The 25,455-nt window shown below is 61.4% G+C and carries 25 protein-coding genes and 1 tRNA gene; 13 read left to right on the forward strand and 13 right to left on the reverse strand.

All coding sequences use genetic code 11. The annotated features are described in order from the left end of the window. Positions 1 to 408 precede the first annotated feature (408 nt). The 6 genes from M1D43_RS02825 (at position 409) to M1D43_RS02850 (ending at position 6,282) form a co-directional block, all read left to right on the forward strand. Entirely contained in the window at positions 409 to 1,743 is a 1,335-nt protein-coding gene (locus M1D43_RS02825; RefSeq protein WP_153313955.1) for a TadE/TadG family type IV pilus assembly protein, read from the forward strand. A 788-nt stretch (positions 1,744 to 2,531) separates the two neighbouring features. Beyond that, positions 2,532 to 2,975, forward strand: a complete 444-nt coding sequence (locus M1D43_RS02830; protein WP_003529999.1) for an NlpC/P60 family protein — start codon at positions 2,532 to 2,534, stop codon at positions 2,973 to 2,975. A 150-nt stretch (positions 2,976 to 3,125) separates the two neighbouring features. Beyond that, positions 3,126 to 4,232: an endonuclease/exonuclease/phosphatase family protein gene (locus M1D43_RS02835; protein WP_003530001.1), complete on the forward strand. Its 1,107-nt coding sequence runs from the start codon at positions 3,126 to 3,128 to the stop codon at positions 4,230 to 4,232. A 2-nt stretch (positions 4,233 to 4,234) separates the two neighbouring features. Further along, complete coding sequence (locus M1D43_RS02840) at positions 4,235 to 4,984, forward strand: NUDIX hydrolase (protein WP_153313954.1); 750 nt, start codon at positions 4,235 to 4,237, stop codon at positions 4,982 to 4,984. Between the two features lie 176 nt (positions 4,985 to 5,160). Then, positions 5,161 to 6,078, forward strand: a complete 918-nt coding sequence (locus tag M1D43_RS02845) for a PhzF family phenazine biosynthesis protein (RefSeq protein WP_153313953.1) — start codon at positions 5,161 to 5,163, stop codon at positions 6,076 to 6,078. 128 nt (positions 6,079 to 6,206) lie between these two features. Continuing rightward, positions 6,207 to 6,282 (forward strand) — tRNA-Lys (locus tag M1D43_RS02850). A gap of 156 nt (positions 6,283 to 6,438) precedes the next feature. Here the strand turns inward: M1D43_RS02850 and M1D43_RS02855 are convergent. Together M1D43_RS02855 and M1D43_RS02860 are read right to left on the reverse strand one after the other, a co-directional pair. Further along, entirely contained in the window at positions 6,439 to 6,858 is a 420-nt protein-coding gene (locus M1D43_RS02855) for a type II toxin-antitoxin system HicB family antitoxin (protein ID WP_153313952.1), read from the reverse strand. A 4-nt stretch (positions 6,859 to 6,862) separates the two neighbouring features. Continuing rightward, positions 6,863 to 7,051, reverse strand: coding sequence for a type II toxin-antitoxin system HicA family toxin (locus M1D43_RS02860; RefSeq protein WP_003530010.1), 189 nt, complete (start codon positions 7,049 to 7,051; stop codon positions 6,863 to 6,865). 176 nt (positions 7,052 to 7,227) lie between these two features. On the opposite strand from M1D43_RS02860, the gene M1D43_RS02865 reads away from it, so the two are divergent. Beyond that, positions 7,228 to 7,998, forward strand: coding sequence for a Stf0 family sulfotransferase (locus tag M1D43_RS02865; protein ID WP_153313951.1), 771 nt, complete (start codon positions 7,228 to 7,230; stop codon positions 7,996 to 7,998). Positions 7,999 to 8,170: 172 nt separating this feature from the next. Beyond that, the gene (locus tag M1D43_RS02870; RefSeq protein WP_318853501.1) at positions 8,171 to 9,142 is read left to right on the forward strand and encodes a glycosyltransferase family 2 protein; all 972 of its coding nucleotides are present in this window, start codon (positions 8,171 to 8,173) and stop codon (positions 9,140 to 9,142) included. Between the two features lie 24 nt (positions 9,143 to 9,166). On the opposite strand, the gene M1D43_RS02875 is transcribed toward M1D43_RS02870, so the two are convergent. The 6 genes from M1D43_RS02875 to M1D43_RS02900 all read right to left on the reverse strand — a co-directional run bounded on the left by M1D43_RS02875 (position 9,167) and on the right by M1D43_RS02900 (position 17,872). Next, entirely contained in the window at positions 9,167 to 10,477 is a 1,311-nt protein-coding gene (locus tag M1D43_RS02875) for an HlyD family type I secretion periplasmic adaptor subunit (protein ID WP_153313949.1), read from the reverse strand. After that, on the reverse strand, positions 10,464 to 12,317 hold the full coding sequence (locus M1D43_RS02880) for a type I secretion system permease/ATPase (protein WP_153313948.1): 1,854 nt from the start codon (positions 12,315 to 12,317) through the stop codon (positions 10,464 to 10,466). The genes M1D43_RS02875 and M1D43_RS02880 overlap by 14 nt, the downstream gene beginning before the upstream one ends. 21 nt (positions 12,318 to 12,338) lie before the next feature. Next, the gene (locus tag M1D43_RS02885) at positions 12,339 to 13,151 is read right to left on the reverse strand and encodes a calcium-binding protein (protein WP_153313947.1); all 813 of its coding nucleotides are present in this window, start codon (positions 13,149 to 13,151) and stop codon (positions 12,339 to 12,341) included. A 375-nt stretch (positions 13,152 to 13,526) separates the two neighbouring features. Then, the gene (locus M1D43_RS02890; RefSeq protein ID WP_153313946.1) at positions 13,527 to 16,184 is read right to left on the reverse strand and encodes a TonB-dependent receptor; all 2,658 of its coding nucleotides are present in this window, start codon (positions 16,182 to 16,184) and stop codon (positions 13,527 to 13,529) included. Positions 16,185 to 16,305: 121 nt separating this feature from the next. Next, entirely contained in the window at positions 16,306 to 17,370 is a 1,065-nt protein-coding gene (locus tag M1D43_RS02895) for a FecR family protein (RefSeq protein WP_153313945.1), read from the reverse strand. Next, entirely contained in the window at positions 17,360 to 17,872 is a 513-nt protein-coding gene (locus M1D43_RS02900; RefSeq protein ID WP_013844615.1) for an RNA polymerase sigma factor, read from the reverse strand. Before M1D43_RS02900 ends, M1D43_RS02895 begins: the two co-directional genes overlap by 11 nt. A gap of 311 nt (positions 17,873 to 18,183) precedes the next feature. Between M1D43_RS02900 and M1D43_RS02905 the strand changes: the two genes are divergently transcribed. Next, complete coding sequence (locus M1D43_RS02905) at positions 18,184 to 19,197, forward strand: Tim44 domain-containing protein (RefSeq protein ID WP_153313944.1); 1,014 nt, start codon at positions 18,184 to 18,186, stop codon at positions 19,195 to 19,197. A gap of 224 nt (positions 19,198 to 19,421) precedes the next feature. After that, entirely contained in the window at positions 19,422 to 20,147 is a 726-nt protein-coding gene (locus tag M1D43_RS02910; protein ID WP_153313943.1) for a pentapeptide repeat-containing protein, read from the forward strand. A gap of 189 nt (positions 20,148 to 20,336) precedes the next feature. On the opposite strand, the gene M1D43_RS02915 is transcribed toward M1D43_RS02910, so the two are convergent. Then, positions 20,337 to 20,666 carry a hypothetical protein gene (locus tag M1D43_RS02915; protein WP_003530030.1) on the reverse strand — a complete coding sequence of 110 codons (330 nt, stop codon included), beginning with the start codon at positions 20,664 to 20,666 and terminating at the stop codon, positions 20,337 to 20,339. Between the two features lie 185 nt (positions 20,667 to 20,851). Then, positions 20,852 to 21,541 carry a S24 family peptidase gene (locus tag M1D43_RS02920; protein WP_010969647.1) on the reverse strand — a complete coding sequence of 230 codons (690 nt, stop codon included), beginning with the start codon at positions 21,539 to 21,541 and terminating at the stop codon, positions 20,852 to 20,854. A gap of 134 nt (positions 21,542 to 21,675) precedes the next feature. Here M1D43_RS02920 and M1D43_RS02925 point away from each other — a divergent pair, with 134 nt between their 5' ends. The 3 genes from M1D43_RS02925 (at position 21,676) to M1D43_RS02935 (ending at position 23,535) form a co-directional block, all read left to right on the forward strand. After that, positions 21,676 to 22,194: a helix-turn-helix domain-containing protein gene (locus M1D43_RS02925; RefSeq protein ID WP_153313942.1), complete on the forward strand. Its 519-nt coding sequence runs from the start codon at positions 21,676 to 21,678 to the stop codon at positions 22,192 to 22,194. Positions 22,195 to 22,335: 141 nt separating this feature from the next. After that, positions 22,336 to 22,953 (forward strand): hypothetical protein, encoded by a 618-nt coding sequence (locus M1D43_RS02930; protein ID WP_153313941.1) that lies wholly within the window; start codon positions 22,336 to 22,338, stop codon positions 22,951 to 22,953. A 216-nt stretch (positions 22,954 to 23,169) separates the two neighbouring features. Continuing rightward, positions 23,170 to 23,535, forward strand: coding sequence for a BA14K family protein (locus tag M1D43_RS02935; RefSeq protein ID WP_027989360.1), 366 nt, complete (start codon positions 23,170 to 23,172; stop codon positions 23,533 to 23,535). Positions 23,536 to 23,566: 31 nt separating this feature from the next. Here the strand turns inward: M1D43_RS02935 and M1D43_RS02940 are convergent, their stop codons facing one another. From M1D43_RS02940 to M1D43_RS02950, 3 genes are all read right to left on the reverse strand, one after another. Then, complete coding sequence (locus tag M1D43_RS02940; RefSeq protein ID WP_003530036.1) at positions 23,567 to 23,746, reverse strand: hypothetical protein; 180 nt, start codon at positions 23,744 to 23,746, stop codon at positions 23,567 to 23,569. A 141-nt stretch (positions 23,747 to 23,887) separates the two neighbouring features. Further along, a complete protein-coding gene (locus M1D43_RS02945) occupies positions 23,888 to 24,085 on the reverse strand; it encodes a hypothetical protein (RefSeq protein WP_153313940.1) in 198 nt (65 codons plus the stop codon). 941 nt (positions 24,086 to 25,026) lie between these two features. Further along, a complete protein-coding gene (locus tag M1D43_RS02950; protein ID WP_234889485.1) occupies positions 25,027 to 25,440 on the reverse strand; it encodes a hypothetical protein in 414 nt (137 codons plus the stop codon). Between the last annotated feature and the right edge of the window lie 15 nt (positions 25,441 to 25,455).

Here is a 25,455-nt window from a genome sequence, read left to right on the forward strand (position 1 = left end):
CAATCTCTCTATATTCCCGGCGGCAATATCACGCCCGGGTGCCAAACGCACCGGGCATATCCATCACTCTCCGCCCGGGGGCCGCCGCGAGCTCGACCGGGTACATCCTCGCAATCGGAGTTCACCCTGAAGCGAGCTCCGATCTAAATTCCTACTGAAATCATTTCCCTGATTGCACCGCTATTTTTGACGAGATCGGTGGCCTTGGTCCAGTAACTTTTCAGGGCGATTTGTTACGAACTACGACCGATTCTTGCGCAAGAGGCGGCTTGAAGAGCGTTACACCCCGGGCGCCTCCGGGAATCCCGCTTTTTTGTAAAGATTTCATAAAAGCCGAACGTGTTTCGTAACGGTCTAAAAATTAGTTAATGCTTATGTGTTGCGGTGGGGCTGCTGAGAGGGAAGGCTATGAGGGCCGCGACGTTCCGCCTGCATTTGAGAAGGCTGGTGCGCGAGAGGGACGGCAACTTCGCCGTTCTTGGCGCGATCGCATTCGTTCCGATCATCGGTGCGGCTGCGCTGGCGATCGACTTCGCCGGGGCTTACTTCGAGGCGGAGAAAATCCAGAGCGCCCTCGATGCGGCCGCGCTCGGCTCGGTCCGAGCCTATGGCGAGGGTGCCACCGAGGACGACGCCTACGACGCGGCGCAAAAGTTCTTCTGGAGCAATTATGCGTTGCCGCAGGAGAGCGTCGTCGACGCGCTGGCCGTCGCCACGGAACCGTCCACGCAGGCATTGTCCGTAAAGTTCACGCGCAATGTGAATGAAGATACCGCTACCGCAGAGTTCGTGCTGGACCACAAGCCGCTCTTCCTCGAGCGCCTCCCGCTGCAGATCCGGCGCCTGGCGGTTGCGGCACGCGCGTCCGGGGCCGAGGCCTGCATTCTTGCTCTTCATCACACGGCAGACCGGGCATTCGAGGTCAGCGGCAGCGCGATTGCCGATCTGACGGGATGCGCGGTCCTTTCGAACTCCGGTGACGATCAGTCGGTCTATATCGGCGGCTCAGGCAAGCTCAAGGCCGAATGTCTTTACGCAGCGGGCGGCATCTACAGCTCGCCGCAGGCGGTACAACTCGCCTGCGAGGCCGCCGTGGAAGGGTCGCCGCGCATACCCGATCCGTTTGCGAGCAAGGCGCTCCCCAAACCTTCGGGCTGGACGGATCTTTCCGGCTGCGGCCAGGCCTTCGTCGCCGGAGGCGGCGGCAACGGCGATTGCAACGGCACCGGAAAGACACCCAAAAATGCCGACGGCTATGTGGTGACGCTGAAACCCGGCACCTATGGCGGCCTGGATCTGAAAGGAGCCGTCGCACTCCAGCCGGGCAATTACATCATCGATGGTGGCCGGCTCGAACTCGGCAGCCAGACGGTCGTCAGCGGCCAGGGCGTGACCTTCTTTCTGATGAACGATGCGGAGCTCAGGATCAACGGAGGCGCCACCTTCAATATCTCGCCCTCGCTCGAGGGCAGTTGGGCCGGCTTCTCGATCGTTGCAGAGCACGGCAACACCGCATCAGCCGTCATCAACGGCAACAGCAAATCCTCGCTGACGGGAATCGTCTATTTCCCCGACGCCGGCGAACTCCAATATGCCGGCAATGGCACGACCAGCGGTGAGTGCATCAGATTGATCGCACAGGAAATCACGCTGATCGGCAACAGTACCTTCAAGATGGATTGCAGCAAGGAGCTTGCAAATACCCACTTCAATTATCCGGGCGCCATCCGTTTAGTGCGCTGACCCTGAAAACAGCGATGCCAGCCCTCCATTGGCAAGGCCGGCGGGGCGTAGGATAATCGTCAAACAGCCGCCAAGCGACCGGCAAAAACGCGCCATTCCTGGGTCACAGTAGCGAATCGGCGAAGAAATTTGCGCCATTTGCGCAAGAGAAGCGGTCCTTGCCACAATTTCGCTTCACCTAACCGGCAAGTTTTCGCCTGCTAACCACCGGCTGGCAGGGGAATTTCGAACTCTCGCAAAGCGACCGCCATCAGGTTGGGGGCACGGCCATTGCAATTCGCGGGCCGGCTGCAACACCGGGCTGAAAATCCATATTCGATTTTCGGGGGCCGGACATGTGCAGCCTCAAAGCGCTAGAGAGTCCTTCGTGCTTGTGACGAAGGCGTGGTGCAGCCTTGACGGCTGTCGACACGGTACTGCTTACGGGCGGACCGTGCAGCGATTCAGGCATGCGGGCTTGGAGCCTTTAACGGGCGCCGGGCGCGGCCGTTTGCTGCACGCCTCGTTCAAGGACGCTCTAGCCCTTTGATTCCGGAGCATTCTTCATCCGCGATCGGGACGCATTCCCGAATGCGGAGCGGCTCGGCGCGTGCATATGCGCGTCTGCGGAAGGGGCGAACTTCTTGCGGTGGACGGGAAACGAAGAGGCAGGCGAAGGCCGGCATGACGCCGTCCGCGCCGGCTGCATGTCGCCGGATCGCAGTCGATCCGGAAACATGCAGCAAAACCAGGTGCTACGGCGACTTTTGCGTCTGATTGGACCGTAGCGCTGTGAGGGAGACCAACTCATGAAGGTTGTCGCGCTTCTGACCGCAGCATTTCTTGCGCTTACGTCACCCGACACCGCATCAGCGGGAATGCTGACCCAGGCGCAGCAATATGCCGGGCTGCACGAGGTGAAAAACAACAGGCGCCTGCGCGCCGCTCTCGGCATCAATCCGGCCCGTACGCCATGGTGCGGCCATTTCATGGGAATGGTTGCCCGGAAGTCCGGCCGGCAGCCACCGAAGAGCTATGGCATCGCCCGCTCGTGGCTGAGGTTCGGTGCTCCCGTCAAGCTGTCCTACGCACGCCCCGGCGACGTCGTCGTCGTCAGAGCCGGACGGAGCTATCACGTCGGCGTCCTGTCGCAGATGTCGAAATCGACCGCACGTCTTATCGGCGGGAACCAGTCGGGCCGCGTGCAATTGTCTTATTTCAGCCGGGCCCAGGTGGTGGCGGTAAGAAGATAGCGGCCAAGGCCGCGCACGGGTTCATCGCAACTTTCACTCTCTGGCGGACGGCTACGCCCCGGAGGGCTCGCGCGCGGCACAATCTGCAGCTTTACACTCTTGCTCGTCCCGCTCTAATCTCCGCGGCAATTCAATGTGGAATTGCCCCTGATGTCGCTTCGCCTTGCCACCTTCAATATCGAAAACCTCATGAGCCGTTTCGATTTCTCCGGCTTTCGCAATCAGCTCAAGCAGGATCGGGTGTTGCGGCTCTTCGACGTTCGCAGCGAGGCGGAATACCAACGTCTGGAAGAGGCGCGCACGATCGCGCACACGGATGACACCCGGCAGATGTCGGCGCTGGCGATTGCCGATTGCGACGCCGATATTCTCTGCCTGCAGGAGGCCGACAACATGGCGGCACTGCAGGCCTTCGAGTATGGCTATCTGTTCCGCATGGCCGGCAACGGCTATCGCCAGAAATACCTGGTCGAGGGCAACGACTCCCGCGGCATAGATGTCGCCGTGCTGATGCGGGAGGAGACCCGTGACGGCCAGAAGATCGAGTGCCTGGAGGTCAAGAGCCACGCTGCGCTCACCTATGAGGATCTCGACCTTTTCAACGACGAGCTGGCACTTACGAACAGGCCCCGCGACCGCATCTTCAAACGCGATTGCCTCGAAGTGGACGTGAGAATCGGCGGGCGGCCGCTGACCCTCTATGTCGTGCATCTCAAGTCCATGGGGCCGGCGCGCGAGGGTCTCGACGGCCGCCAGGCGACGATGGCCGTGCGTATCGCGGAGGTGAAGGCTGTGCGCCATATCATCGAACGCCGCTTCGGCCGTGGACATACGGCCGACAAAGTCTTCGCGATCTGTGGCGACATGAACGATTATCAGGAGAAGGTGAAGGTGCTGGGCGACAGGCGCAACGGCTATGAATTCTTGCCGCATGAGGAGACGACCAGCGCGCTCGACGTCCTCAGCCACGACGGTTTTGTCGAAAATCCCAATCTGCGCCGGCCGGTCCTCGACCGATGGACGCTCTTCCACAGCAGGGGGCCGGAAGATCGGCATCTCTGCCAGCTCGACTATATCTGGCTGTCGCCGGAGCTGGCGCGCCGCAACGCGGCCCGGCTGCCTGAAATCATCCGTGCCGGGCAGCCCTATCGCACGATCTTTCCCGCGGGGCAGGAGGTCGAGCGTTATCCGCGCACCGGCTGGGACCGGCCGAAGGCCTCCGACCACTGCCCTGTCGTGATGACCCTGGACATTTGAAGATGACCTTGCCCGAAACCGACCAGGCGCAATGGCCTCTCGACGGGACGATCTTTCCGGTCGCTGAAATCGATATAGAGGTCTCGCCCGAGCCTCACCCGTTCCATCTGGCAGAGGCGGAGCGGGCGCGCGAAAGCTGGGGGCGGGAAATCGCCGCGAACCCACACCTATTCGACGGCAGGATGGTACTGCAGAGATCGGTCCGGATCACAGACGGGCGCATCAGCGCGCGGGCCCATATCGTTCCCTATTCGACCTTTCTCTGGTGGCGGAAAACGAGGGCGGCGGGCGCGAGCCATATCTTTGGCATGCCGATGCTGGTCTCTTCGGACGACGCCTTGATCGCTATCCGCATGGGTGCGCATACGGCCAATCCGGGGCGGGTCTACAGCCCCGGCGGGTCGCTGGAGCCTGAGGACATCATCGACGGGCGCTGCGACGTCGCCCGCAACATCGCGCGCGAGGTCATGGAGGAAACCGGCATCTCGCTTTCCGAGGCGACCGCAGAGCCGGGCTGGCACGCCATCCGCATGGATGGCACCCTTACCGTTTTCCGCGTTTTCCGTTTGGCGGCCACGGCGGAGGAAATCCTTGCGCGGGTGGCGGCGCATGTCGCTGCCGATCCCCATCCCGAGATCGACGAGGCGGTGGCGATCCGCGGGCCGGAGCCGGCCGCACATAATTATCCGGAGTTCATTCCACCCATACTCGAATGGCTTTTTGCGCGTGTCCGCGGGCAGCAGACGGCGTGAAGGAACGCTGCCGCGGCATTTTGCCTTGCCGCCGGGGCGCTGGCGTTGCAAGGTCGCGAGCGGTGCGGCACCGCAGAGTTTTGCACCCGACGTCGCGGCGTCGGCAGAGGGGATCTTCGTAACACCGCGCTACCCGAACCGAACCCACAGCGACCCGGACCAATAAGGGGACATGTATGGCACGGCGTTACGCGATCTACGATGTCTTTACCGAGAGGCGGCTGGCGGGCAATCCTCTTGCCGTGGTGTTCGAGGCCGAGGGGCTTGCCGATGAAGCCATGCAGGCTATCGCCCAGGAGTTCAACCTTTCCGAAACGGTCTTCATCCTGCGGCCCGGCAACGCCGCCCATTCCGCCCGCCTCCGGATATTCACGCCGGCACACGAACTGCCCTTCGCCGGGCACCCGACGGTCGGAGCGGCCGTAGCAATTGCGGAAGCGGCCTACGGGGAGGCCAACAGTGCGCTCGAACTGATGCAGGTGCTGGAGGAAAGCGTGGGGCCGGTCCGCGCTGCCGTCAGGCTGAAGCCGGGAGCGGCGACCTTCGCCGAATTCGACCTGCCGCGCAAACCGATCCGGCTCCACGCGCAGTTGGACCGGCAGGAGATCGCCGACGCGCTTGCGCTCAAGACGACGCAGGTCGGCTTTGAAAATCATGTGCCGTCGTTCTGGAGCGCCGGCGTTCCCTTCGTCATGATACCCCTTCGCGACGTCGGCGCGGCGGCTTCGGTGGAATTCGATCCGCAGCGCTGGGAGCACTTGGCACCCCTTGCCGAAGGCCGGCTCGCGGCAGCCTATCTCTACTGTCGCGGCGGCATCAACCATACAGCCCGCTTTCATGCCCGGATGTTCGCCCCGGGCATGGGCCTCGCCGAGGACCCGGCGACCGGCTCGGCCGTGGCCGCTCTTTCCGGCGCCATCAACTTCTTCGACGGCCTGGTCGACGGCCATCATCCGATGCTGATCGAGCAGGGCGTGGAAATGGGCCGCCCTTCCTTCATTCATCTGCATCTGGACATAGCGGAGGGCAAGATCGCGGGCGCGCGGATAGGCGGCCATGCCGTAAAACTTGCCGAAGGGGAGCTGGCGGTCTGAAGTGGCGGCACGAAGGACGCACGAATGCACTGCGCTGAAATTTTTGCAGAAAACTTGCAAAGGGCGCTGGACAAGCCCGGCGAACGCCATTATACGCCCCACCAGACCGCTGCGAAGCGGTTCCGGTCGGGTGATTAGCTCAGTTGGTAGAGCAGCTGACTCTTAATCAGCGGGTCCACGGTTCGAGCCCGTGATCACCCACCATTCTTCTCTTCTTCTCAAAGATCCGTTCATGGCTTGCCGGATACCAATGCCTTGCTTAAGGCATGGACACTCGTTCCAAGCTTTTGAAAGCACGCGCTTCCGCATGGAAAAGCGTTACACATTTTTGCTGGAAGTGCCCTAAGCCGACAAACGGGATTACGCATAGGCGTCGTGGCCGTCATTTGCCCGTTCGATCTCGTGCGTTGCAGCACGAGCAAGAAATCCAGACCGCGTAAGGCCGTGGGCTTCGGCGAAGGCATCTATCTGCTTCAGGACACCTTCGGGAAGCGTAACGTTCACTCGAATGGCTCTTTTTGCCTCGGTTTTCACCGCGACGAGAATAGCGACGCAATCCCTGTTCTCGACGTCGGACATGACAACTTCAAGGGAGGAGGGCTCCGGGATGGCCTCGCCGTCCTCTACCAGCCCTTCAATATGCAAGGCCAAGGCTTCCTCTGCCATAGCGCGCGCGTCGTCGAGGTCGGCACCGGCGGTCACGACGCCGGAAAAATCAGGAAAGGAAACGCCGTAATCGCTCTCGGCGTCCTTGTGGATCAATCCGATATAGTTGCGCATGGTCTTACCTCAATTTCAAACCGGACTGCTTTTCAATGCTCCTGAGGGTACCGATTGGTAGATCCCTCTTCGGGTGAGGAACGGTAACCCGGCCGTGTTTTTTCGGATGTTTGAATTGAACGTGGCTGCCCTTGGTCGCAACCTCGTACCATCCGTCCTTCTGCAATGCTGCAATAATGTCGCCGCTCTTCATCTGATGCGACAATACACACGCATGTGTATTCGTCCAATGAATTTGTCAAGCCAATCTAAGGCGGCTTTCTCGGATGGTCTCGAACCGTCGGATCATCAGCTTGTGCTAAAAAAGCCAATATTCATCTCTAACGACCGCCTGGCTGGGACTTCGAAGCGAGTTCGGACGGAGAGTTCATGCGAGGTTATCTGCTCCTGACGGAGGCGAGAAGCGGGTCGAACTGGCTGGGTTCGCTCGTCAATGGCGCCGGTAATATGGGGCGCTCGAGCGAGTGGCTCTCGCCCAAGATCCATCGGCTGGATACCGGCGCCTTGTCATGGGACGCATTCTTTCAGGAACTCCTCAGGAAGTGCTCTACGCCGAACGGCGTCTTCGGCTCGAAGATATTCCCGAACCAGCTTTTTGTGACGCATGAGGTCTATGGAAGGGATTTCATTCAGCATGGCCTCGCCATGCATGACGTTGCGCTCGTATTCCTGCGGCGCAGGGATACGCTGAGGCAGGCGATATCCTATGCGCGGGCGAGGCAAACACGTAGTTTTGCCGCTCACGTCGAGGGAAGGGCCAATCCCCAATACGACTTCGAGCAGATCGCCCAATGCTTTTTCTACATTCGCGACAGCTATGCCTTCTGGCAAAGCTATCTGGAACTCACCGGCGTTGAATTTACCGAATTCGTCTACGAGGAGCTCGCCGCGGATCCGATTCCATTCGTCAGCCACTTGGCGGAGCACTTGCAGGTGCCGCTACCGGCGGAGCTGCAGACATCAATGGCAGTCCAGCGCGACGATCTGACGGAAGAGTGGATCGCCCGCTTCCACGAGGATCGCAGATCTGCGAACCTCCTGGAGGCCTATGACCGGCGCGAACATATTCCGGGAAAACTCAAGAACTTCGTCAAGTTGGGGACCCGGAGCCTGCGACCGCGGTATCCGTTTGCGTTCTAGCGCATTGGCCCGAAGTCTTGCGGCGGGCGAGTTGCGGCGGAGTTGAATTCCCGTGGCGATGCCGATAAACGCATCCTCCTGCAGCGGCCGATCGGAGCGAACCTTGAAAGATCTTCACTATCCTTCTCGCCAAGCTGAGAGTGAGCGGGATCGGAGAGGGATATTCGATCGCGTGCTTACCCGGTACGAGACCTACAAGCTCACGGCGCGTGTTCGCAAGCGGAGGCGACCGATCGAAATGTCATGCCTGACCGAGGGCGGCCAGAGGCCTCTCGGCAAAGACGACATTCCCGTCGTGTTCAATACGCATAACGATCGCAAGTTGATGCCGTCGTTTCTGGCGCACTACAGAGGGCTCGGCGTTACCCGCTTCATCTGCGTCGACGACGTATCGTCGGACGGGACGCGGGACTATCTGCTTGCGCAGGCCGATGTGGACCTCTGGAGTTCGCCGGTGCGGTATCGCGATGCCCGCAGGGGGCGTGAATGGCGCGAGGCTCTCTTCGAGCGCTATGGCTGGGACCGGTGGTATCTCAATGTCGATTCCGACGAGTTCCTGATTTACGAGGACTGCGAGAACCGGCCGCTCGGTGCGCTTCTGCAGGCACTGGAGAGCAGAGGGGAAAAGCGCCTCGCAGCCCCCATGCTCGACATGTATCCGATCGGACGGCTCGGGGCTGCCACGCTCGACAGCGACGACGGCCGCATGCCGTGGGAAATCGCCGATCATTTCGACGGCTCCGGATACGAGATCAGCTATACGAAGCGGGCGATCAGCATCACGGGCGGCCCGCGCAAGCGCAAATTCGCCCATCTGCTCGAACTCATCAAATATCCTGTCATCTTCTGGGACAAGGAATGCAGCCTGGGCGTCAGCATTCACCAGCCCTTGCCCTGCGAAAGGAATTTCCCCGCCGTCTCCGGCGTGCTGCTGCATTTCAAGTTCTTCTCCGACTACAAAGAGAAGATCGAGCAGGCAGTCGCCGACGGGCAGTACTTCGACGCTGCGGCCGTCTACCGCAAGATGCTGGAGGGTCTTCAGGAGACGGGTGAATTCGACTTTTCCGATGCATGCTCGACGCGATTCTCGAGTTCCAGGCAGCTGCTCGAACTCGGCTTTATCGCGCCCATCCGCTATCCGTAAAAGCGGCTGCGTTCTTTCAGGCTTCTATTCTTCCCGAAATGCGCGGCTGATCTGGTCCGACAGGGGCTTGATCAGATAGGAGAACGCCGTTCTTTGGCCGGTTTGTATGAAGGCTTCAGCCGGCATGCCCGGGAGCGGCTCATGGGAGCCCAACCGGGCCAATTCCGCTCCGGGTACGGCAACGCGCACGACGTAATAGGAGAGACCGCTTCGGGGATCTTCCGTAAGATCGGCGGCGATCCGGGATACGGAGCCGCCGAGCTCGGGCGTGGTTCGCTGATTGAAAGCCGATAGCCGCAGCACCACGTCCTGGCCGAGCTGGATCTGGTCGATGTCCTGTGGCCGTATGCGGGCTTCGATCGCCAGCCTGTCGCTGTCGGGGACGATGGACATGACGACGTCGGCTGGCGATATCACGCCTCCAACCGTATGGACGTTGAGCTGATGCACGATGCCGCCCTGTGGGGCGAGCATATCGATGCGTCTCAGCTGATCCTCGGCGGCGACCTTGCGTTCGGTGAATTCGCCGAGTTGCGCCTGCACCTCCCGCAGCTCCCGGCCGACCTCCGTCTTGAGATCCTCGTCGATCTGAAGGATCTGCAATCCTGTCTCGGCAATCCGGCCAGCCGCCTGGGCCTGTTGAGCGATTTTTTCGCCTCGCAGGCCCTCAAAGGTTGCCGCCCTCGTTTCCAGTTCGTTCAATCGCTGCACCGACACGATACCTCTCTCATGCAGGCTCCGAAGAGACGCGATTTCGGCATCGAGTATCGAAAGGCCCCGGTCGTAAGCCTGCTGCTGGGCATCGAGGCCGGCGATTTCATGCTGGAGCTGGACGATACGTTCGAGCAGCTGCGACCTGCGCCCCTCCCGCGACCGTCTGCGGTATTCGAAGAGCTTGCTCTCACCATTGATGGCGGAGGCGACGGCCCTTTCCTTCGCGCGGACTGTGAGTTCCGCGGGAAATTCCAGCTCGCCGCGGTCGTCCCTTTCCGCCTCCAGACGCGCCAGGCGTGCCATGAGTTCATCCAGGCGCTTCGTCACGATGCCGAGATTCGCCTTGGTCTGTGTCGGATCGAGACGCATCAGCACCTGGCCCGCTTTTACCCAGTCGCCTTCCTCCACCAGGATCTCACCGATGACGCCGCCGGTCGGGTGCTGGACCTTCTTGACATGGGAGTCGACGACGAAATTTCCCGACGCAACCACGGCCCCGGCCAATTGCGTGGTCGTTGCCCAGGCGCCGGCAGCTCCTATCAGTGCCAGGCCGACGGCCATGCCGATCGCGAGGTGCCGGCGGATGGACCGGGTAACGGCCTCAGCTTCAGTGCTTGACATCGGCGTTCTCCGTATCGCCCGCTTCGGCTATCGTTGGTTCGGTGCCGGTGTTCGCAACCACCTTGAGTGGCGCAAGAGTCCGCCCGGAAACGGAAAAGGAACGGGCTGCCGCAGGGGTTGCGTCGCCGTTCTGGCGAGGCGGCAGCTTCAGAACATGGGAGAGGACCTCGTCCCTTGGGCCGAATGCCTTGACCTGGCCGTTGTCGACGACAAGGACGAGGTCTGCGGCACCGATGGCGCTCGGCCGATGGGCCACCACGACCGCGATGCCTTCCCGGTTCCTCACCGACAGAATTGCGTCGATCACCGCTTTCTCACCGTCCGCATCGAGATTGGCGTTGGGTTCGTCCAGAACGACGAGGAAGGGATCGTTATAGAGCGCCCGGGCAAGACCGATACGCTGGCGCTGTCCGGCGGACAAAGCGGAGCCGGCCTCGCCGATGCGCGTCTCATACCCCTGTTCGAACCTTACGATGAGATCGTGAACTCCCGCGGCCTGCGCCGCCTTGACGATGGCCGTCGGGTCGGGACTGTTTTCGAAACGCGATATGTTCTCGGCGATGGTCCCGTCGAAGAGCTCGACTCCTTGCGGAAGATAGCCGATGTGCCGGCCGAGTTCCTCACGGTCCCATTGCTCGTAGCTGGCGCCGTCAAGACGCACCTTGCCGCTGGCAGGGGTCCAGGCGCCGACCAGCGCGCGGGTGATCGTCGATTTTCCGGAGCCGCTTGGCCCGATGATCCCGATGGCCCCGCCGGCCGGGACGGAAAAGCTTACGCCGGCCACTGTAGGCTTCCCGCCGGAGCCGGGCGGAATGACGGTGAGGCCCTCGACGGCCAGTATCGATTTGGGGGCGGGAAGGGGCATTGGCGGATGTGCGGGCGGGATAAGTTGCAACAGGTTCCGGAGCCGGTCCCAGCTCTGCCGTGCCATCAGGAAAGGCTTCCAGGAGCCGATAGCGAGATCGACGGGAGCAAGGGCTCTTCCCATCATGATCGAGCTTGCCACCATGACGCCTGCGGATACCTGCTGTTCGATGACGAGCCATGCGCCGACGCCGAGGATTGCCGATTGCAGGATCATCCGCAGCATCCTCGACACCGAACCGAAGGCACCGGCTACGTCGGCCACACGGCGGTTCGCCTCGAGGTACAGATGATTTGCGGAGAGCCAGCGTTGCTGCAGGCGCCTCTCAAGGCCAAGCGCCCTCACGGTTTCCGCATTGCGGCGGGCGGCTTCCATCAAGGCGTTGCGGTCGGTGCCGTATCGCGTCGCGTCTCTGGTCGGCTGCACTGACAAACGATCGGTCAGCAAGGTCATTGCCACGAGAACGAGTGCCCCGACGAGCGCCGTCATCCCGATCCAGAAATGGAAGAGGAAGCATATTGCAAGGTAAAGCGGCATCCAGGGCAGGTCGAACAGGGCTGTCGGCCCGGCACCGGCGAGGAAGCCCCTGACATTGTCCAGGTCGCGAAGCGGCTGCAGCCCGTCGCCGGGCATGCGCGTTTCGAGCGGCAGACGGACGATCGCCGCATGCACGCGCCCCGAAAGCCGATGGTCGAAGCTTTCTCCGATCCGGAGCAGAGCGCGCGAGCGCACGATCTCCAGCATCGCCTGGAAACCGTACATGAGCGTGGCCAGGACGGCGAGCCCGACAAGGGTTGGAAGGCTGCGGCTTGCCAGGACCCGATCGTAGACCTGCAGCATGAACAAGGGAGACGTCAGCGCCAGCAGATTTACAATGCCGCTGATGATTGCTAGCCCGGTAAAGGCTGTCCTGGCTGCCGGAATCACCGCCGCAGCCTTAAGCTGCGGCGGCGTCCGTTTGGAGATTCCAAACATGCTGATTTCGAGTCCGCGGGATCAAGCGACGAATTCGAAATTGCCGGCGACCAGGGCAGTCTTGGTCACACCGTTCAAGGTGATGTCGCCGAGCGCGCCGAGGTTGATGACCGTGTTGGCGCCGACCTGGGATGAGGCGGCATAGACCTCGGCGAAGCTGTCGAAGGCCGTGCTCTGCAGCGCGAGGCGCACGATGTCGCCCTTGGCACCGGCGGTGAAGCCGTTGACGGCGTCGTTGCCGATCGTCGACGACAGCGCACCGTCGATGTCCCGGTCGAAGACGAACCGGTCGCGGCCTGCGCCGCCGTTCAGCGTGTCGTTGCCGTCGAAGCTGTAGAGCCAATCATTGCCGGAGGTACCGTTCTGGACGGTGCCGACCTCTCCCAGATAGTCGAAAAGGCCGTCCTGCTGCTTTCCGCTTTTCGAGGTAACCCCGGTGAAGTTCGCCAGCGGGTCCGCGTCGACGTTGCTGTTGTGGGTCAGCGAATAGATAGCGCCGGTAAAGGTTTTGGACGGGCTCACGCCGCCGAGATCGATGCTCAGGTCGGTGTTCGCCAGATCGAAGCCCGATGAGGACGAGCTGGTGAGGCCCCTGCCGAATTCGAGGCTGTCGACCGTTCCCGTAAAGCCGGCAGGGATGATATAAGAGAAATTGCCTTCGAGAATGACGCCGCGGCTCCCGGCGATATCAACTTGGCCACCCGCCCATTCATCGTAGGGTGGAAGCGTCGAGTCGAACTGGCCGTTGCCCTCGTAATTCAGATTGGTGGCCCAGCCCTTAAGATAGTTGAGAAGGTTGGCGCTTGCTGCTGTCAGATTGATGGTTGCGACCATGGTGAGTTTTCCTTGGTTCTGGACGATGGCCGCAGGTTGATCCTGCGACAGTGTGCTGTGAGCAATTGTCCCATGTCTTGTCTCCCGAAGTGGCTTTTCGTTTCGATTGAACGGGAGCGATAGATGCGCCCCACGTTACGCATGTCGAACGGAACTTCGCCCCTCATCCGCCTGCCGGCACCTTCTCCCCGCGAGCGGGGCGAAGGGGACTCGCGGCGCCGCTCTACCCCTCAGCCCCTCAAGAGCGAGCGGTGAGGCCGAGGCTTGTCCCTTCTCCCCGTCAGCAACGGGGAGAAGGTCGCGGCAGCGGGATGAGGGGCATCCGCTTCGCTCGATGAACCGGCAATCGGGCGCGGCCGCTTCACTCGAACCACTCTAGAACTTGAAGTGCAGCGATACCGTCGCGGTCCGCCCCGGAGCGGGATAGTAAAAGGCACCCAATGCCGGCGCATATTGCTCGTCGGTAACGTTGTTGACGGCGATGCGCAGCTTGGCGCTGTCCGAGAAGCTGTAGGAGCCGTAGATGTCGAAGATCTTGTAGCCGGCGGTGTTGAACAGGCCCGCCAGCTGGCCCACCGTGGGCTTTGAATCGCTGACATAGGTCGCGCGTCCGCCGAGAACCAGCTTCCGCTCGAACAGGCGGATGCCGGCATCGAGCGTGAACTTGTTTTCCGGCGGGACGAACAGAACCGATGGCACCGGCGTGTTGCCACTCGCTGCAAGCTGGGTCCCGGACGCGGTCGGCCCGGAGTAACTGTAGGTGTCGGCGTAATCGGTTTTCAGATAGGTATAGGAGGCGCCGACATAGGCTGATCCCATGTCGTAGCTCGCCTCGATCTCGACCCCGTTCATCGTGGTATCGCCGTCGAGATTGACATGCTGGAAGAGGTTTTTGTCGAAGGTGGCGAAGTAACCATTTCCAAGCGTGATATAGTCCTGAATGGTCCTGTCGAAGTAGACCGTCTTGAGGCGCAGGCTGTCGCCGGCCGTGAACAGCCCGTCCCGTGCGATGTTGATCCCGAGCTCCCATGTCCGGCCCCGTTCCGGCTTGAGGTACGGGTTGGGGATATAGGTGGCGATGGCATCACCGGGATGTCCGCCCGACGTCAGCGCTTCCATCACGGATGGCGGCCGGTAGGTATGCGCATAGGTAACGAAGGGTTGAATTCCTTCGAAGGGCATGACGGCGATCCGCGCCGACGGAAGAAGCGCGCCTCCGGACTTGTCGATATCGACCCGTTCCAAGACCGCCTCACCGCCGCCGTAAACGGGGTCCTCGTCGTAATAGGCGCACTCGCCGTCGTCATAAAAATAGCCGCACACTCCAGGGACCACGATGTAGCGCGGCTTCCTCCCTCCGACTTCCGTGAACCCCTTCAGGCGGTATCGGTCGTAGCGAAGGCCGGCACCGACCTCCAGCCAATCGTCATGCTCCAGGGTGGCGTTGAGGAACGCGCTCGTCATCGACCGGCGGCCGACCGGGTTCAATCCCTTGTAGCCGTAGGCCTCGTCGAAGCCTTGGTCGTCGACGAGAGGCGGCGTGGTCGTCTTGCCGTCGTCGGAATAGGCCTCGCCGCCGTAATTCAGCGAGAGGTCGCCCAGCGCCGTTTCGAAACGGCTCGTATTGCCGAGGCTCCCTCCGAAGCTGGTCATCGCATAGGTGATGGGGAGCCTCGGGGTGTAGTCGCGCAGCTCGTCATTGACCACCCTGTTGTACCAGAGGCGGCCCTTGAGGTCGATCAGCTCGCTGTCGGGATCCCATTCGAATGAGGAGCTGACGGTGTTGTTTAGGTAGTTCTGCGGGTCGTCGCGCAGGTCGCCGAAGACGAGCCCGCCCTGTATCGCCTCCGAGTCGTTGCGAAGCCAGCTGAGGTCGAAGCTGAAATCGTCCGACGGCGAGCCCTCGACTTTCAGAAGCGTGCCGAAGGTTTCGAGACGCGAGAACAGAAAGGAATCGTCGACGGCGGTCGTGACGGCAAGATCGAGCAGCGGGGACTTGCCGTTCTGGCCGAAGTCGTAGTCGCCGACCCGCTTGCGGCTGACGCCGCCGAGAACCGAGAAGTCCTCCGAGAATCTGGCAGCTCCGATCAGCGAGCCGTTGAAGTAGTAGGCATTGGTGCCGGTCTCGGCATTGAGTTCGACGCCCCGATCCCGGTCCGGTTTTATGATGTCGTCGGCCGTCACCGTGCGGAAATTCACCGCGCCGCCCAGCGAGCCCGCACCGCCGACGCCGGCGACTGCGCCTTTCTCGACCTCCACCGATCGAAGGAATGCCGTGTCCACATAAACCCGCTGGCTGGCGCCGTGGCCGGCCCGCTGGAAATCCTGCCGCGCGCCGTCGATCATGGTGGTGACCCGGTTCTGATCCTGGAGGCCGCGCACATTGATTGCGATGCCGGGGTTCTGCGCTTCAGAACGGTTGCTGGTGACGCCGGCAACCGAGTCGAGCACGTCGTTGGCGTTGCGCGCCGCCCGGCTCTGCACCGCGTCACGCGAGACGACGCTGACCGAAGCCGGTTCGTCGTATACCCAGTCGGGTGTCCCTTGAAAGCCGGTGCCCGAATTGGCATTTCGCCCGGTTTTGCCGGTCACGACAATCCGCTTCAGAGCGGTCGCGCCTTCCTCCGAGCCAGGCGCGCCAGCGTCTCCTGCGGGGCCGATGACCGCAGCGCGATTGGCCGTGAACTGATAGTGCACACCGGTGCCGTCCAGCAGTTGCGCCAGCGCCTGCTCCGGCGTCATCCTTCCGCGCACCGCACGGGTGGTGACGTTCGAGGTCCTGCCCGCTGCAGCCTGGCTGATCTGGATGCCTGACTGGCGGTTGAACAGGGCGAGGGCCGAGGCCAGCGGCTGCGACGGGATATCGAAGTTGCGGACCGCCTGCGATTGTTGCGGTGTGGCCGCGATTTCCTGGGCCGCCAGTTGCGGCGCAGTGCAGACCACGGCGATTGCTGCCGAGGTAGATAGAAGGAAACCGCGAAGGTACCTTGTGGTGAATTGTGTGTCGCGCTTTGACGCTGCCCCGTATGCCATGAAATGCCCACTCTTCTGCTTGTCACAGGCACCGCCCCCGGTGCCGTCGACCAAATAGACAAAGCGGCAGATCGGTTTTTTCACGGGGTCATGAAAAAAACTTGAAAGCGGATGTCATATTTTAGAAGCGAGAGATGACGCGGGCGAAGCTCGAGATTCTCCTCACCTTGCCTCCATAAGGGTCGACCAGAGCGCCGAGCGCTTCGTCCGGCGCCGTGAGGTCGTAGATGCCCGTCACCCGCTGGCTGCCGAGCACGGGATCCGGCAGGGATATCCAGGCTGGATGGTAACGTTGAATCCGTTCCACGACGGAGAAGATGGTGGCATTAACGACGTGAAGGCGTCCCTGTCGCCAGGCGCCGATAGACGCCGCGTCGATGTCGGAGGTCGTCATACCCTGCGCATCGCGGTCGAAGACGAGCGCTTTCCCGGGCGTGAGACGCCGCTCAGCAGATGCCTCCTGCCCGGACGGAGAGGCCGTGACCAGTCCCCGTTCAAGACTTACCCGGGTGCTTTCACTATCGACCATGACGTCGAATGCCGTGCCGAGAACTTCGATTTCGAGACCGCCGGCATCGACGACGAATGGGCGCGCGGGATCGTGCGCCACATCGAAGTAGGCTTCGCCCTGAAGCAGCCTGAGGCTGCGTCGACTCTGACCGAAGTCCATGGCGATCGCGCTCCCGGGCGCCAAAGTCACGGTGCTGCCGTCCTCGAGCTCGAGGGAGCGAGTCTCCGCGGTCCCAGTGTGGTAATCCGATTGCAGGACGATCAGCAAACCGGGAACCCACGCTACGAGAAGACAGATGGCCATCGCACAAGCTGCGATCGCCAGGGCTGCTCGGCCGCCGCGCCGGGAGGGCTTGAAACTGTCCGCCGAGGGCTTGTCCCACGCGGCTGGCAACGCTCCGACGGACAACCAGAGCCGACAGGTCTTCTCCCATTCCCGCCTGTGGTCTCGGGAAGTGGTGATCCATCGTTCGAAACGCAAACGCATTTCGGGATCATCGGGCGCTTCGCGAATGCGAATGAGCCAGTCCGTCGCCTCTTTCGAGAGCTCCGCTGCATTGTCGTCAGGCGTCATGGTTCCATCATCCAGCTGCGCGTAGTCTGCATCTCGCTCACTTTGAAGATAGACAAGCGAGAGATCGGCATTTTTCAGATGTACCGAACGTTCATTCGTCATGGTCGAGGCCTGCCTTCAAGTGCTCCATGGCGTCCCTGACGAGGCGATGGGCCGTCGGTATCGAGATACTCAGTTCTTCGGCGATGTCCTTCAAAGTCGACCCCTCGAAGCGGTACAGTTCGAATGCCCGTCTCATGCGATCCGGAAGAGCTCCGAGCGCCTGGGCGACCCGGTCTGCGGCCTCGGACATCAGGAATTGGGCTTCCGGCGTCTCGACGGCCTGTGGCAGCGCCCACCACGGTATATCCGCGGACTCGACGACGTTGTTCTCAAGCTTTCGCCGCGACCGCTTGTTGAACGAAAGGTTGCGCACGATGCGAAACAGGTAGGTCTTCGGCGGCATGTGCTCGTCTGCCGTTTCCCGCACGAAGCGAAGATAGGCATCCTGCACGATATCCTCGGCATCGTCCTTCGATCCCAGCAGCGGCGCGGCATAGTCGATCAGGGACCTGCGGTGCCGCAGGTACATGTGAAAGCGGTCGCCCTTTTTTTCGATAGTCATTGTCCAGCCAGATATTCCGAGATCGCCGCGCTGGCCGTCGGCCATTCTGGAAAGGACACCGGACGAACGCGCTAAACGAGCGGCTATGCTTATTCTGTCGCCCAGAATGCCGCAACAAAGTTGATTGAGATAATCATGTTTAAAGGCTGTTTTTCGTGGAAACGCCCCTCCAAAGCGAACTTTAAAAGCGAGGATCCTCAAACTGCTCCGAATTCTGCGAAAGACGCAGCGGCAGACTTAAATTCCGGCACTTCCGGCTCCATATGGCGTTCTATGACCTCTTTGCGGTCACGAAATAGGGAAGGATGGAAATGCAGCGTTTCGGACGAGTTATGGCCATTGCGGCGATTGGTTTGGCATCTGTACTGACACTAGCCGATGTCGCCGATGCAAGGCGGGCGGGGGGTGGCTTCGGCTCACGCGGCAGCCGGACCTTTTCCACCCCGCCTGTAACCCGGACGGCGCCCGCGCCGGCCGCGCCGATCGACCGGACGATGACGCCGCGTCAGAACGCGCAGCCTTCGACCTCCACCAACCCCGCTGCGCAGAATCGCACGACCAATGCGCGCCCGGGCTTCTTCAGTGGTTTCGGCGGATCGATGATCGGCGGTCTGATGATGGGCGGCTTGATCGGCATGCTGCTCGGCCACGGTATCGGCGGCGGCATCGGCTTCCTCGGACTGCTGCTGCAGGTCGGCCTCGTCGTTCTGCTGATCTCCCTTGCGATGCGTTTCTTCGGCCGCAATCAGCGTCCTGCCTATTCGGCGCCCTCGGCATCCGGCCGCTCTTCGGCGGCGACTGCGAGCTCGCCATCCTTCCGCATTCCTCGAATCGGTGAAGGTACGGGCGGTGCCGGCGCGGCGTCGCTCGCGACGCGATCGTCCGCTGCCGCACCGGCTTCCGGAGATGGCGATGAAATCACAGTCGGCCAGGAGGATCTCGATCGCTTCGAGGCGATGCTCAGAGATGTGCAGGCTGCCTACGGAGCGGAAGATTATGCGGCATTGCGCCGGCTGACGACGGCGGAAGCCATGTCCTACCTCGCGGAAGAGCTCAGCGACAACGCAACGAAGGGCCTGAAGAACGAGGTCCGTGACGTCCACCTCGTCCAGGGCGACCTCGCCGAGGCATGGAAGGAAAACGGTAGCGATTACGCGACCGTTGCCATGCGCTACGAGAGCGTCGACGTGGTGCGCGACCGAGCCACCGGCCGCGTCGTCAGCGGCGATGCGGATCGGCCGACCGAAGCGGTCGAAATATGGACGTTTCAGCGCAAGCCCGGCGCCGACTGGCAGGTATCCGCCATCCAGGGCGTCGAGGCTTGACCTCGAGGCCATGGCGGCCCGGTTCCGTCGGGGGGAGGCTCTTGGTCATACAGGCGTTGCGACCCTCGACGGGGAAGGGCGAAGATCGGCTATTGACGGCGCCGCTCTTTGCCGCTCTTTTCTGACATGCGAGCTCGCCGTAACCTATTGATTCCAGGGCTTCGTTGCGGCGGTTCGGTGCAGTGGCTGTTTTTTTGACTGCAGCCCGGTCCAGGAGCAGCGATATGAAGAAGCTTGGCATGACAACGAACAGCTCGGGCGGGGCAGCGTTCTTCGCCGTGGCAATCACGGTGTCGGCTTTGGCCTCCAGCGCTGCCGTGGCGGCGGATTGCAAGAGCTCAGCCAGAGCCGGGATCGACTGGCAAGACTGCAACAAAAAGCAGATCATGCTTGGCGGCAGCGACCTTCCGGGGAGCAATCTGTTCAACACCGACTTCACGATGACCGACTTGCGCGGGGCCAATCTCACTTCCGCAAATCTCGAAAAGGCGACGCTCGTTCGCGCTTCGCTTGCCGGGGCGAGGGCGGACAAGGCGAATTTCAGCAGGGTCGAGGCCTATCGGGGCAATTTTTCAGCGATTTCTGCGGAAAACGCCTCCTTTGCGAGTGCGGAACTGCAGCGCAGCGATTTTACCGGAGCGCGTCTAACAGGCGCCGACTTCGAGAAGGCGGAACTCGGGCGCGCCAATTTCGACAAGGCTGTGCTGACCGGCACGCGTTTTTCCATGGCCAATCTTTCGCGCGCCAAGCTGAGCGGTGCGGTGCTCGAAGGGCCGATCGATCTGGATCGGGCCTTTCTCTTTCTGACCAGGATAGAGGGCGTCGACCTTTCCAGCGCGTCCGGACTCACACAGGAGCAGGTCGATCTCACCTGCGGTGACGGCGCGACCAAACTGCCATCGGGTCTGGCCGCGCCCGGCAAATGGCCGTGCCCTCCCGACGACGATTGAATCGTCCAGGGCGGTTCAACGGTCAGCGTTCGGTGCTGCAAGCCCGGCGGATACAAGCCTGAGACCGGGTAGGGCGGCCTGTGACGACTCCGCGCCGGATCTCCGTTCCTGCCGACTGTCGTGCGCCGCCGCTTCGGCCAGCTCATAGCCGAGAGCCAAGGCGATTGACGGCGTATGTCTCGGCGGGGATCACAGGGCGCCTCCGAACTGCTGGCGGGAATTGTGCGTACCGAGCTGCCGCTGCACCTGGTTCGCATCGGCGCCGCTGCCGAACTCGCGCTCGCGATTGAGTGCGAAGAAGGCATCGTCGACGAGGTCCGTCGCGGGTTGAGCTTCACGCTGGAAAACATGTCCATCTGCACCAAGGTGCCAGGCGAGCGAAGCCAGGCTGGAATAGGCGGAGGAGAGAAAGCACTTGAGCGCCATCTGGTTCTGCGCGTCGCTTGAACGGAGGAAATCGGCGGCGAAGAGTTCGTCGACCTGGCCATGAAGATCGGATCTGATTCGGGGGAGGGACATGTGGGTCTTATTCTCCTCGATTGACTGCCGGCGTTTCTCCGCCGCGCAATTTTTCCCTGTGTTCACTCAACATTGCACCTGACACGATACATGTCAACACGTTTTGTGTTGAGTTGACCGCCGCATCGAGGATGTCGTCGAGGTGCCGTCCAAACGAAAGGAGATCGTAACGGAGTTCGTGTCGCTCAGGCGTTGCCGGCGAGCGCGATATAATGGACCGAGTGAACGGTATTGGCTTCGAAGCGCAGCTCCTTGTGAGGGTTGAACTGCTCGAGAACCAGTTCGGAGCTGTTGTGGCGCACGAATTTCTTGACATAGGCCAGCAGGGCGCCGCCTTCCTCCAGCCGAATCTGGGCGATCACATAGTCTCCCTTCCGGACGCGCCGGCTCGGATCGACGAAGCAGACCTCGCCGTCTTCGTAGCGCGGATACATCGAATCGCCTGAGACCGAGACCGCATAGGCGCCCGAGATATCCGAGAGTATCGGCGGCGCCATGACTTCGTACAACACATTGCCGTTCATTATGAATTCACCATCAACCCCGCCGACTGCCTGACCGAAGACCGGGATCTTTTCCCCCTGGCCGATGACCTTGGCGCCGATCCGGGCGTTCGGTACGTCGATTTCGGTCATTGTCGAGCCAAGCGCCGAGCCTGTAGGGATTCGGCGGTCGGTGCCGGTCAGCAGCCAAAGCGGGTCGACGTTGAACTTGCGTCCGTAAACTTCGGCTTCGCTGAGTTCGAACTCATTCTGCCCATTCTCGTGGGCGCGATAGGTCGAGGCGACGATGCCCAAGGCATTCGCCGCGTCGGAGGCGAACCGATAGCCCGCTTTGACGCGCGCCTCGCGCAATCTTTCAGCTCTTTCGCTCATGACACGGACATAGCAATGTTGAGAACACAAATCATGTTGACAACGCGACACTATAGATGTCATTGATAAAGTCAAGTCGCGGCTGCGCTTGCTCCGTGACTGCTGGGAGCGCCGGAAAGGGAGTAGGAGAAGCGATGGTGGAGAATTCTGAACTGGCAAGGCAGACGCGGCACTATCTGGCCGTGCGGGAGCGGTTGGCCCGCCCGGGCGACGCGGCGGCCCGATCTGCTCGCATCAAAGAACTCGAAGGGCAGTTGGCCGACCTTGCTTCTGACGATGAAGCGAAAGGGCGGCGGATTGCGAGACTGGAAGCCGATCTTGCCGATGCGGGAGCCCGGCTGCTCGCGCAGGCCCGAATCCTGCTTGGCGGCCGCGATACCGGTGCGTCGAACGAGGACGGCGGCGACAGAGCGCCGATCGAGGAGATCGTTGCCGCCGTGCTCGAGGATTTTCCCGGTGTGAGCTGGGACGACATCATCAGCGTGCGCCGGGAGCGCCGGCTGGTGAAGCCGAGGCATGCCTGCATGCGCGCGGTCTATGAGCGCCGCCGGGATCTCTCGCTGGCGGGGATCGGCCGCATCTTCCATCGAGACCACACGACCGTGCTTGCGGTCGTGAATGATGGCGGTGCCGGAAGCGGAACAGCTTCCTGAGATGACACCTTCAGCCGGGCCTGGTGGCGGGCTCGCATTCCATATCCACCCTCAGTTCACCTCGGATACCGTCCCGTCCCGCTGCTTCACGGCTGGTCGTCCGCGACGGATGTCCCAATCACCACGCTCGAAAGGATTCCCATGTTGACCAAGGCCCAGAAATTGCGTGCAAAGCGCAAGGCACAACTCGGACGGCCGCGGAAGGCCAATGCCGAGCGCTTTGCCTGCGGCAAGATAAAGCCGGAGTGGTCCAAACAGGAAAGCGAAAAGGAAGCGATGGCGGTGGCGCTTGCAGCGCGCAAGCGCATGCATGGCCTCGAGACCAGAGGCGCCCTTGCCGGCTACACGCTCGGCCGGTTGTTTCTCGATGGTCGGATCACCGAGCAGCAGCGGGAGGCGGGCGACGACTACGCGGCGACGATGGTGCGCTATTATCATTTGACGGGCATTCCCTTTCCGAGCGTCAGGGCCCAGCAGATCGATCACGTAAGAGGGCACTCGGGCGAGCCAAGCGAGGCTCGCGCGTTGAAAGCGAAGAACGCGGCGGAGAGTATGATGCGGCTTGAAGGCCTGTTGCTCGGATGCGAGGAGGGGCGGCAGGTGAAAACCACCGTCTTCAATGTCTGCGTGATGGATTACGAAGGGTTAAGAATGATGCCGGAAGCCCAATTGGATTGGCTGAAGCGGGGCCTGAATGTCCTGCTCTTTGAAAAGGGCTTGCGTCAATATGGGAAGAAGGATAATTCGTTTATTCCATAATAGGAATATTATCCTTATCATCCGCCGCGCAAGAATGCCGGGCATGCCGTTGTCCCAAAACCGCTGCACTTTTGGGCGATTGAGGTTAAATGCTTTCAATGGATCCGCCTCGAACGAGCATGTCGAGGCGGATCGTTTTCTCCGAGCAGAAAGAAGGTGAGGTCCGTGAAAGCTTCAGCAACGCTCGCCTTAGCGGTGATTGCCGCATCGATAGGTATGCTGCCGGCACAAGCCCAGACGTGCAGCACGGGAATTTGCGCCGGTCGTCCCGCGGGCAGCAGCAACCACAATCTCTTCATCGAGAGGGAATACCGCGACTTCCTGCAACAGCGATATCCGAACTACGGCTCCCGCTATCGCGGCAGGGCTCCTGATATCGGCATAGGCCCCGGTGCGACGGTAGGAGGACCTTTGCCCGGAGCGGTGGACAGATCGCGCCTGCGCCAGAGGCAAAGGGTGCAGTTCGACGCCAATGCGCATCTTCGCTGGTGCCAGGAGCGCTACGCCTCGTATCGCTTGTCGGACGATACGTTTCAGCCCTTTGATGGCGCACGCCGGCGGTGCAACTCACCTTACAATTGACGTGCTGGACAATTGCCGTGCTGGGAATGCCTCAGCGTGTGTTCCGCAGAAGCTTCATGGCGACGTAAGCCGCGGACTGTGCCAGAAGCTGGGTACTGAACTGACCCTCCGCCGGATAAGTGACGCCGCGATAGCTGAGCACGAAGGCCCAGCGCCCGTTCGTCCGCTTCTCGACCTTAATTTCGCCGTCAGGTTTGTTATCTGAGTTCAACGCAGGCTTCCTCGATCGTCGTGCCGTGCCGGAAACCGCCGGCGCGAGTAACTTGCGCATCCGGCGGCGAAAGGCAAGGGCTCACGTCGACCCGGCAGCTAGCCCAGACCAGTGCTGGTGAACGCCCTGTTTTGACGACTGTCATTCAACCGCTTGCGCAGGGCCGAAACGCTCCATGACGAACGAAGTCTGGATGCCGCCCTGGAGGCGGTCGGTCTTCTCGAGTTTTACGGTGGCGAACTGGTTGGACGATTCAGGTGTGCGCTGCCAGGCGGTTGTGACAAATAGGCCTGCACCGGCGATAAAGCCGATGGCGACATAGATCCAATGATTGCGCATGGACAAAGCTCCTTCTCTCGGGAAGGCAAAATGCATCGCGGGCAGCTGTGGTTCCCCGGAACGACCGGAATGCGGGACTAAAATTCAGTCTTTAAAAATAAGCGTTCAAAGCAATGTGTTCTCGCCTCGGCACGCAGCGCCACCCGACATCGAGCACCGATGGCGAATTTGTTGCAGCCTTTCCTGCGAGGCATCAAATATCGAAGTATATACCCAAGCCCTTGTGCATCAGCCTGCTTGGATTGAAGCAGAGGCCAATGTCTTATGCAAGGAAATTATAATATACGTTTGTACAACAAAATTTGAGCAGCCTCTTCCGGGCTGCGCGCGGCCGCAGCAGACGAACTCACCTTCTGCGGTCCGCTGTAGGACATAGAAATGATTTCCCGTGGGTAATTCGAAAAACGACCGCGGTTCACGTGACGAAGGCTTGCGCACCGAGGGGCAGTTGCGCTATTCCATAAATCAAGGATAGGAATTTTATCCTCTTCCGGCTTCGGCAGCGTGACTTGTGAGATTTCGGAGTACCCGCCGCGGCTTGTTTGATCTCCTCATCACTGTGCTCGTCATAGGATCCAGCGAGACCAAGTCCTTGGGCTGGAAGAACTCTTCCCGCGCCGCAGACGCGGCGCTGCTGGATCTCTGTGACAAGCACAGAGATGAGGGATTGCAGTCCTGCTCTGATCCTCCAGAGGCGATCTCGAAGCGTCCGGCGCTCCCCCCGGCGCGGCGTGCTCCCTCACTTCCGATTCATGGTTCACGGCGATGCTGCGCGTTCCAAACGCCGCGGCGCCGTGTACGGCCGGCGATGCGCCTTCCGCGTCTCCCGAATCCGCGAGGCGGATTCGGCGTGACGACGCGTCGATCCCAAACTCGCATGATCCAGACGCCGCAATCGGCACTGAGCGAGTGGCGGCATCGCCGGCCGGAACAAGAACGCATCAGCGCAGATCTTCGAGTGCGATGTAGAGCGTTCCGAATTCGACGGGGCCTTTGTCGGCCAGCTGCGCCGGGAGCCTGTAGTAGAGAATCTCGGCATGCGGCGTTCCGTCTCCGATGAATGCTTCTTCCGTTCCGTCGGCGAAGACGCAACAGGGGGGCGGGAGCGTCAGGATCGGTGTGGACGCGGAGGCGATAGCTGTTTCCGGTAAGGAAAAGTTCAGCCGCAGCTCGTGACCGGCGAGTTCCAGGGTGCAGAGATCATTGCCGTCGCACCAGCCTGTCACATGTTCGAAGCTGTTGTCGAACTTCTGGACCCAGGCCTTGACGAGAAAGCGGGAGTCGCCGGTTCGCCCGGCCGCAGACGCGGAGACTGCAGCGGTGGCGAAAAGCATGAAGACGAGTGCACGCAGCATGTTTTCCTCGCGGAG

The sequence above is a fragment of the Ensifer sp. R1-3 genome (assembly GCF_056739175.1).

Excerpts from the sequence above, each read along its gene's own strand:
- M1D43_RS02825 (WP_153313955.1), top strand. The coding sequence starts at position 409 with ATGAGGGCCGCGACGTTCCGCCTGCATTTGAGAAGGCTGGTGCGCGAG.
- M1D43_RS02830 (WP_003529999.1), top strand. The coding sequence starts at position 2,532 with ATGAAGGTTGTCGCGCTTCTGACCGCAGCATTTCTTGCGCTTACGTCA.
- M1D43_RS02835 (WP_003530001.1), top strand. The coding sequence starts at position 3,126 with ATGTCGCTTCGCCTTGCCACCTTCAATATCGAAAACCTCATGAGCCGT.
- M1D43_RS02840 (WP_153313954.1), top strand. The coding sequence starts at position 4,235 with ATGACCTTGCCCGAAACCGACCAGGCGCAATGGCCTCTCGACGGGACG.
- M1D43_RS02845 (WP_153313953.1), top strand. The coding sequence starts at position 5,161 with ATGGCACGGCGTTACGCGATCTACGATGTCTTTACCGAGAGGCGGCTG.
- M1D43_RS02855 (WP_153313952.1), bottom strand. The coding sequence starts at position 6,858 with ATGCGCAACTATATCGGATTGATCCACAAGGACGCCGAGAGCGATTAC.
- M1D43_RS02860 (WP_003530010.1), bottom strand. The coding sequence starts at position 7,051 with ATGAAGAGCGGCGACATTATTGCAGCATTGCAGAAGGACGGATGGTAC.
- M1D43_RS02865 (WP_153313951.1), top strand. The coding sequence starts at position 7,228 with ATGCGAGGTTATCTGCTCCTGACGGAGGCGAGAAGCGGGTCGAACTGG.
- M1D43_RS02875 (WP_153313949.1), bottom strand. The coding sequence starts at position 10,477 with ATGTCAAGCACTGAAGCTGAGGCCGTTACCCGGTCCATCCGCCGGCAC.
- M1D43_RS02880 (WP_153313948.1), bottom strand. The coding sequence starts at position 12,317 with ATGTTTGGAATCTCCAAACGGACGCCGCCGCAGCTTAAGGCTGCGGCG.
- M1D43_RS02885 (WP_153313947.1), bottom strand. The coding sequence starts at position 13,151 with ATGGTCGCAACCATCAATCTGACAGCAGCAAGCGCCAACCTTCTCAAC.
- M1D43_RS02890 (WP_153313946.1), bottom strand. The coding sequence starts at position 16,184 with ATGGCATACGGGGCAGCGTCAAAGCGCGACACACAATTCACCACAAGG.
- M1D43_RS02895 (WP_153313945.1), bottom strand. The coding sequence starts at position 17,370 with ATGACGAATGAACGTTCGGTACATCTGAAAAATGCCGATCTCTCGCTT.
- M1D43_RS02900 (WP_013844615.1), bottom strand. The coding sequence starts at position 17,872 with ATGACTATCGAAAAAAAGGGCGACCGCTTTCACATGTACCTGCGGCAC.
- M1D43_RS02905 (WP_153313944.1), top strand. The coding sequence starts at position 18,184 with ATGCAGCGTTTCGGACGAGTTATGGCCATTGCGGCGATTGGTTTGGCA.
- M1D43_RS02910 (WP_153313943.1), top strand. The coding sequence starts at position 19,422 with ATGAAGAAGCTTGGCATGACAACGAACAGCTCGGGCGGGGCAGCGTTC.
- M1D43_RS02915 (WP_003530030.1), bottom strand. The coding sequence starts at position 20,666 with ATGTCCCTCCCCCGAATCAGATCCGATCTTCATGGCCAGGTCGACGAA.
- M1D43_RS02920 (WP_010969647.1), bottom strand. The coding sequence starts at position 21,541 with ATGAGCGAAAGAGCTGAAAGATTGCGCGAGGCGCGCGTCAAAGCGGGC.
- M1D43_RS02925 (WP_153313942.1), top strand. The coding sequence starts at position 21,676 with ATGGTGGAGAATTCTGAACTGGCAAGGCAGACGCGGCACTATCTGGCC.
- M1D43_RS02930 (WP_153313941.1), top strand. The coding sequence starts at position 22,336 with ATGTTGACCAAGGCCCAGAAATTGCGTGCAAAGCGCAAGGCACAACTC.
- M1D43_RS02935 (WP_027989360.1), top strand. The coding sequence starts at position 23,170 with ATGCTGCCGGCACAAGCCCAGACGTGCAGCACGGGAATTTGCGCCGGT.
- M1D43_RS02945 (WP_153313940.1), bottom strand. The coding sequence starts at position 24,085 with ATGCGCAATCATTGGATCTATGTCGCCATCGGCTTTATCGCCGGTGCA.
- M1D43_RS02950 (WP_234889485.1), bottom strand. The coding sequence starts at position 25,440 with ATGCTGCGTGCACTCGTCTTCATGCTTTTCGCCACCGCTGCAGTCTCC.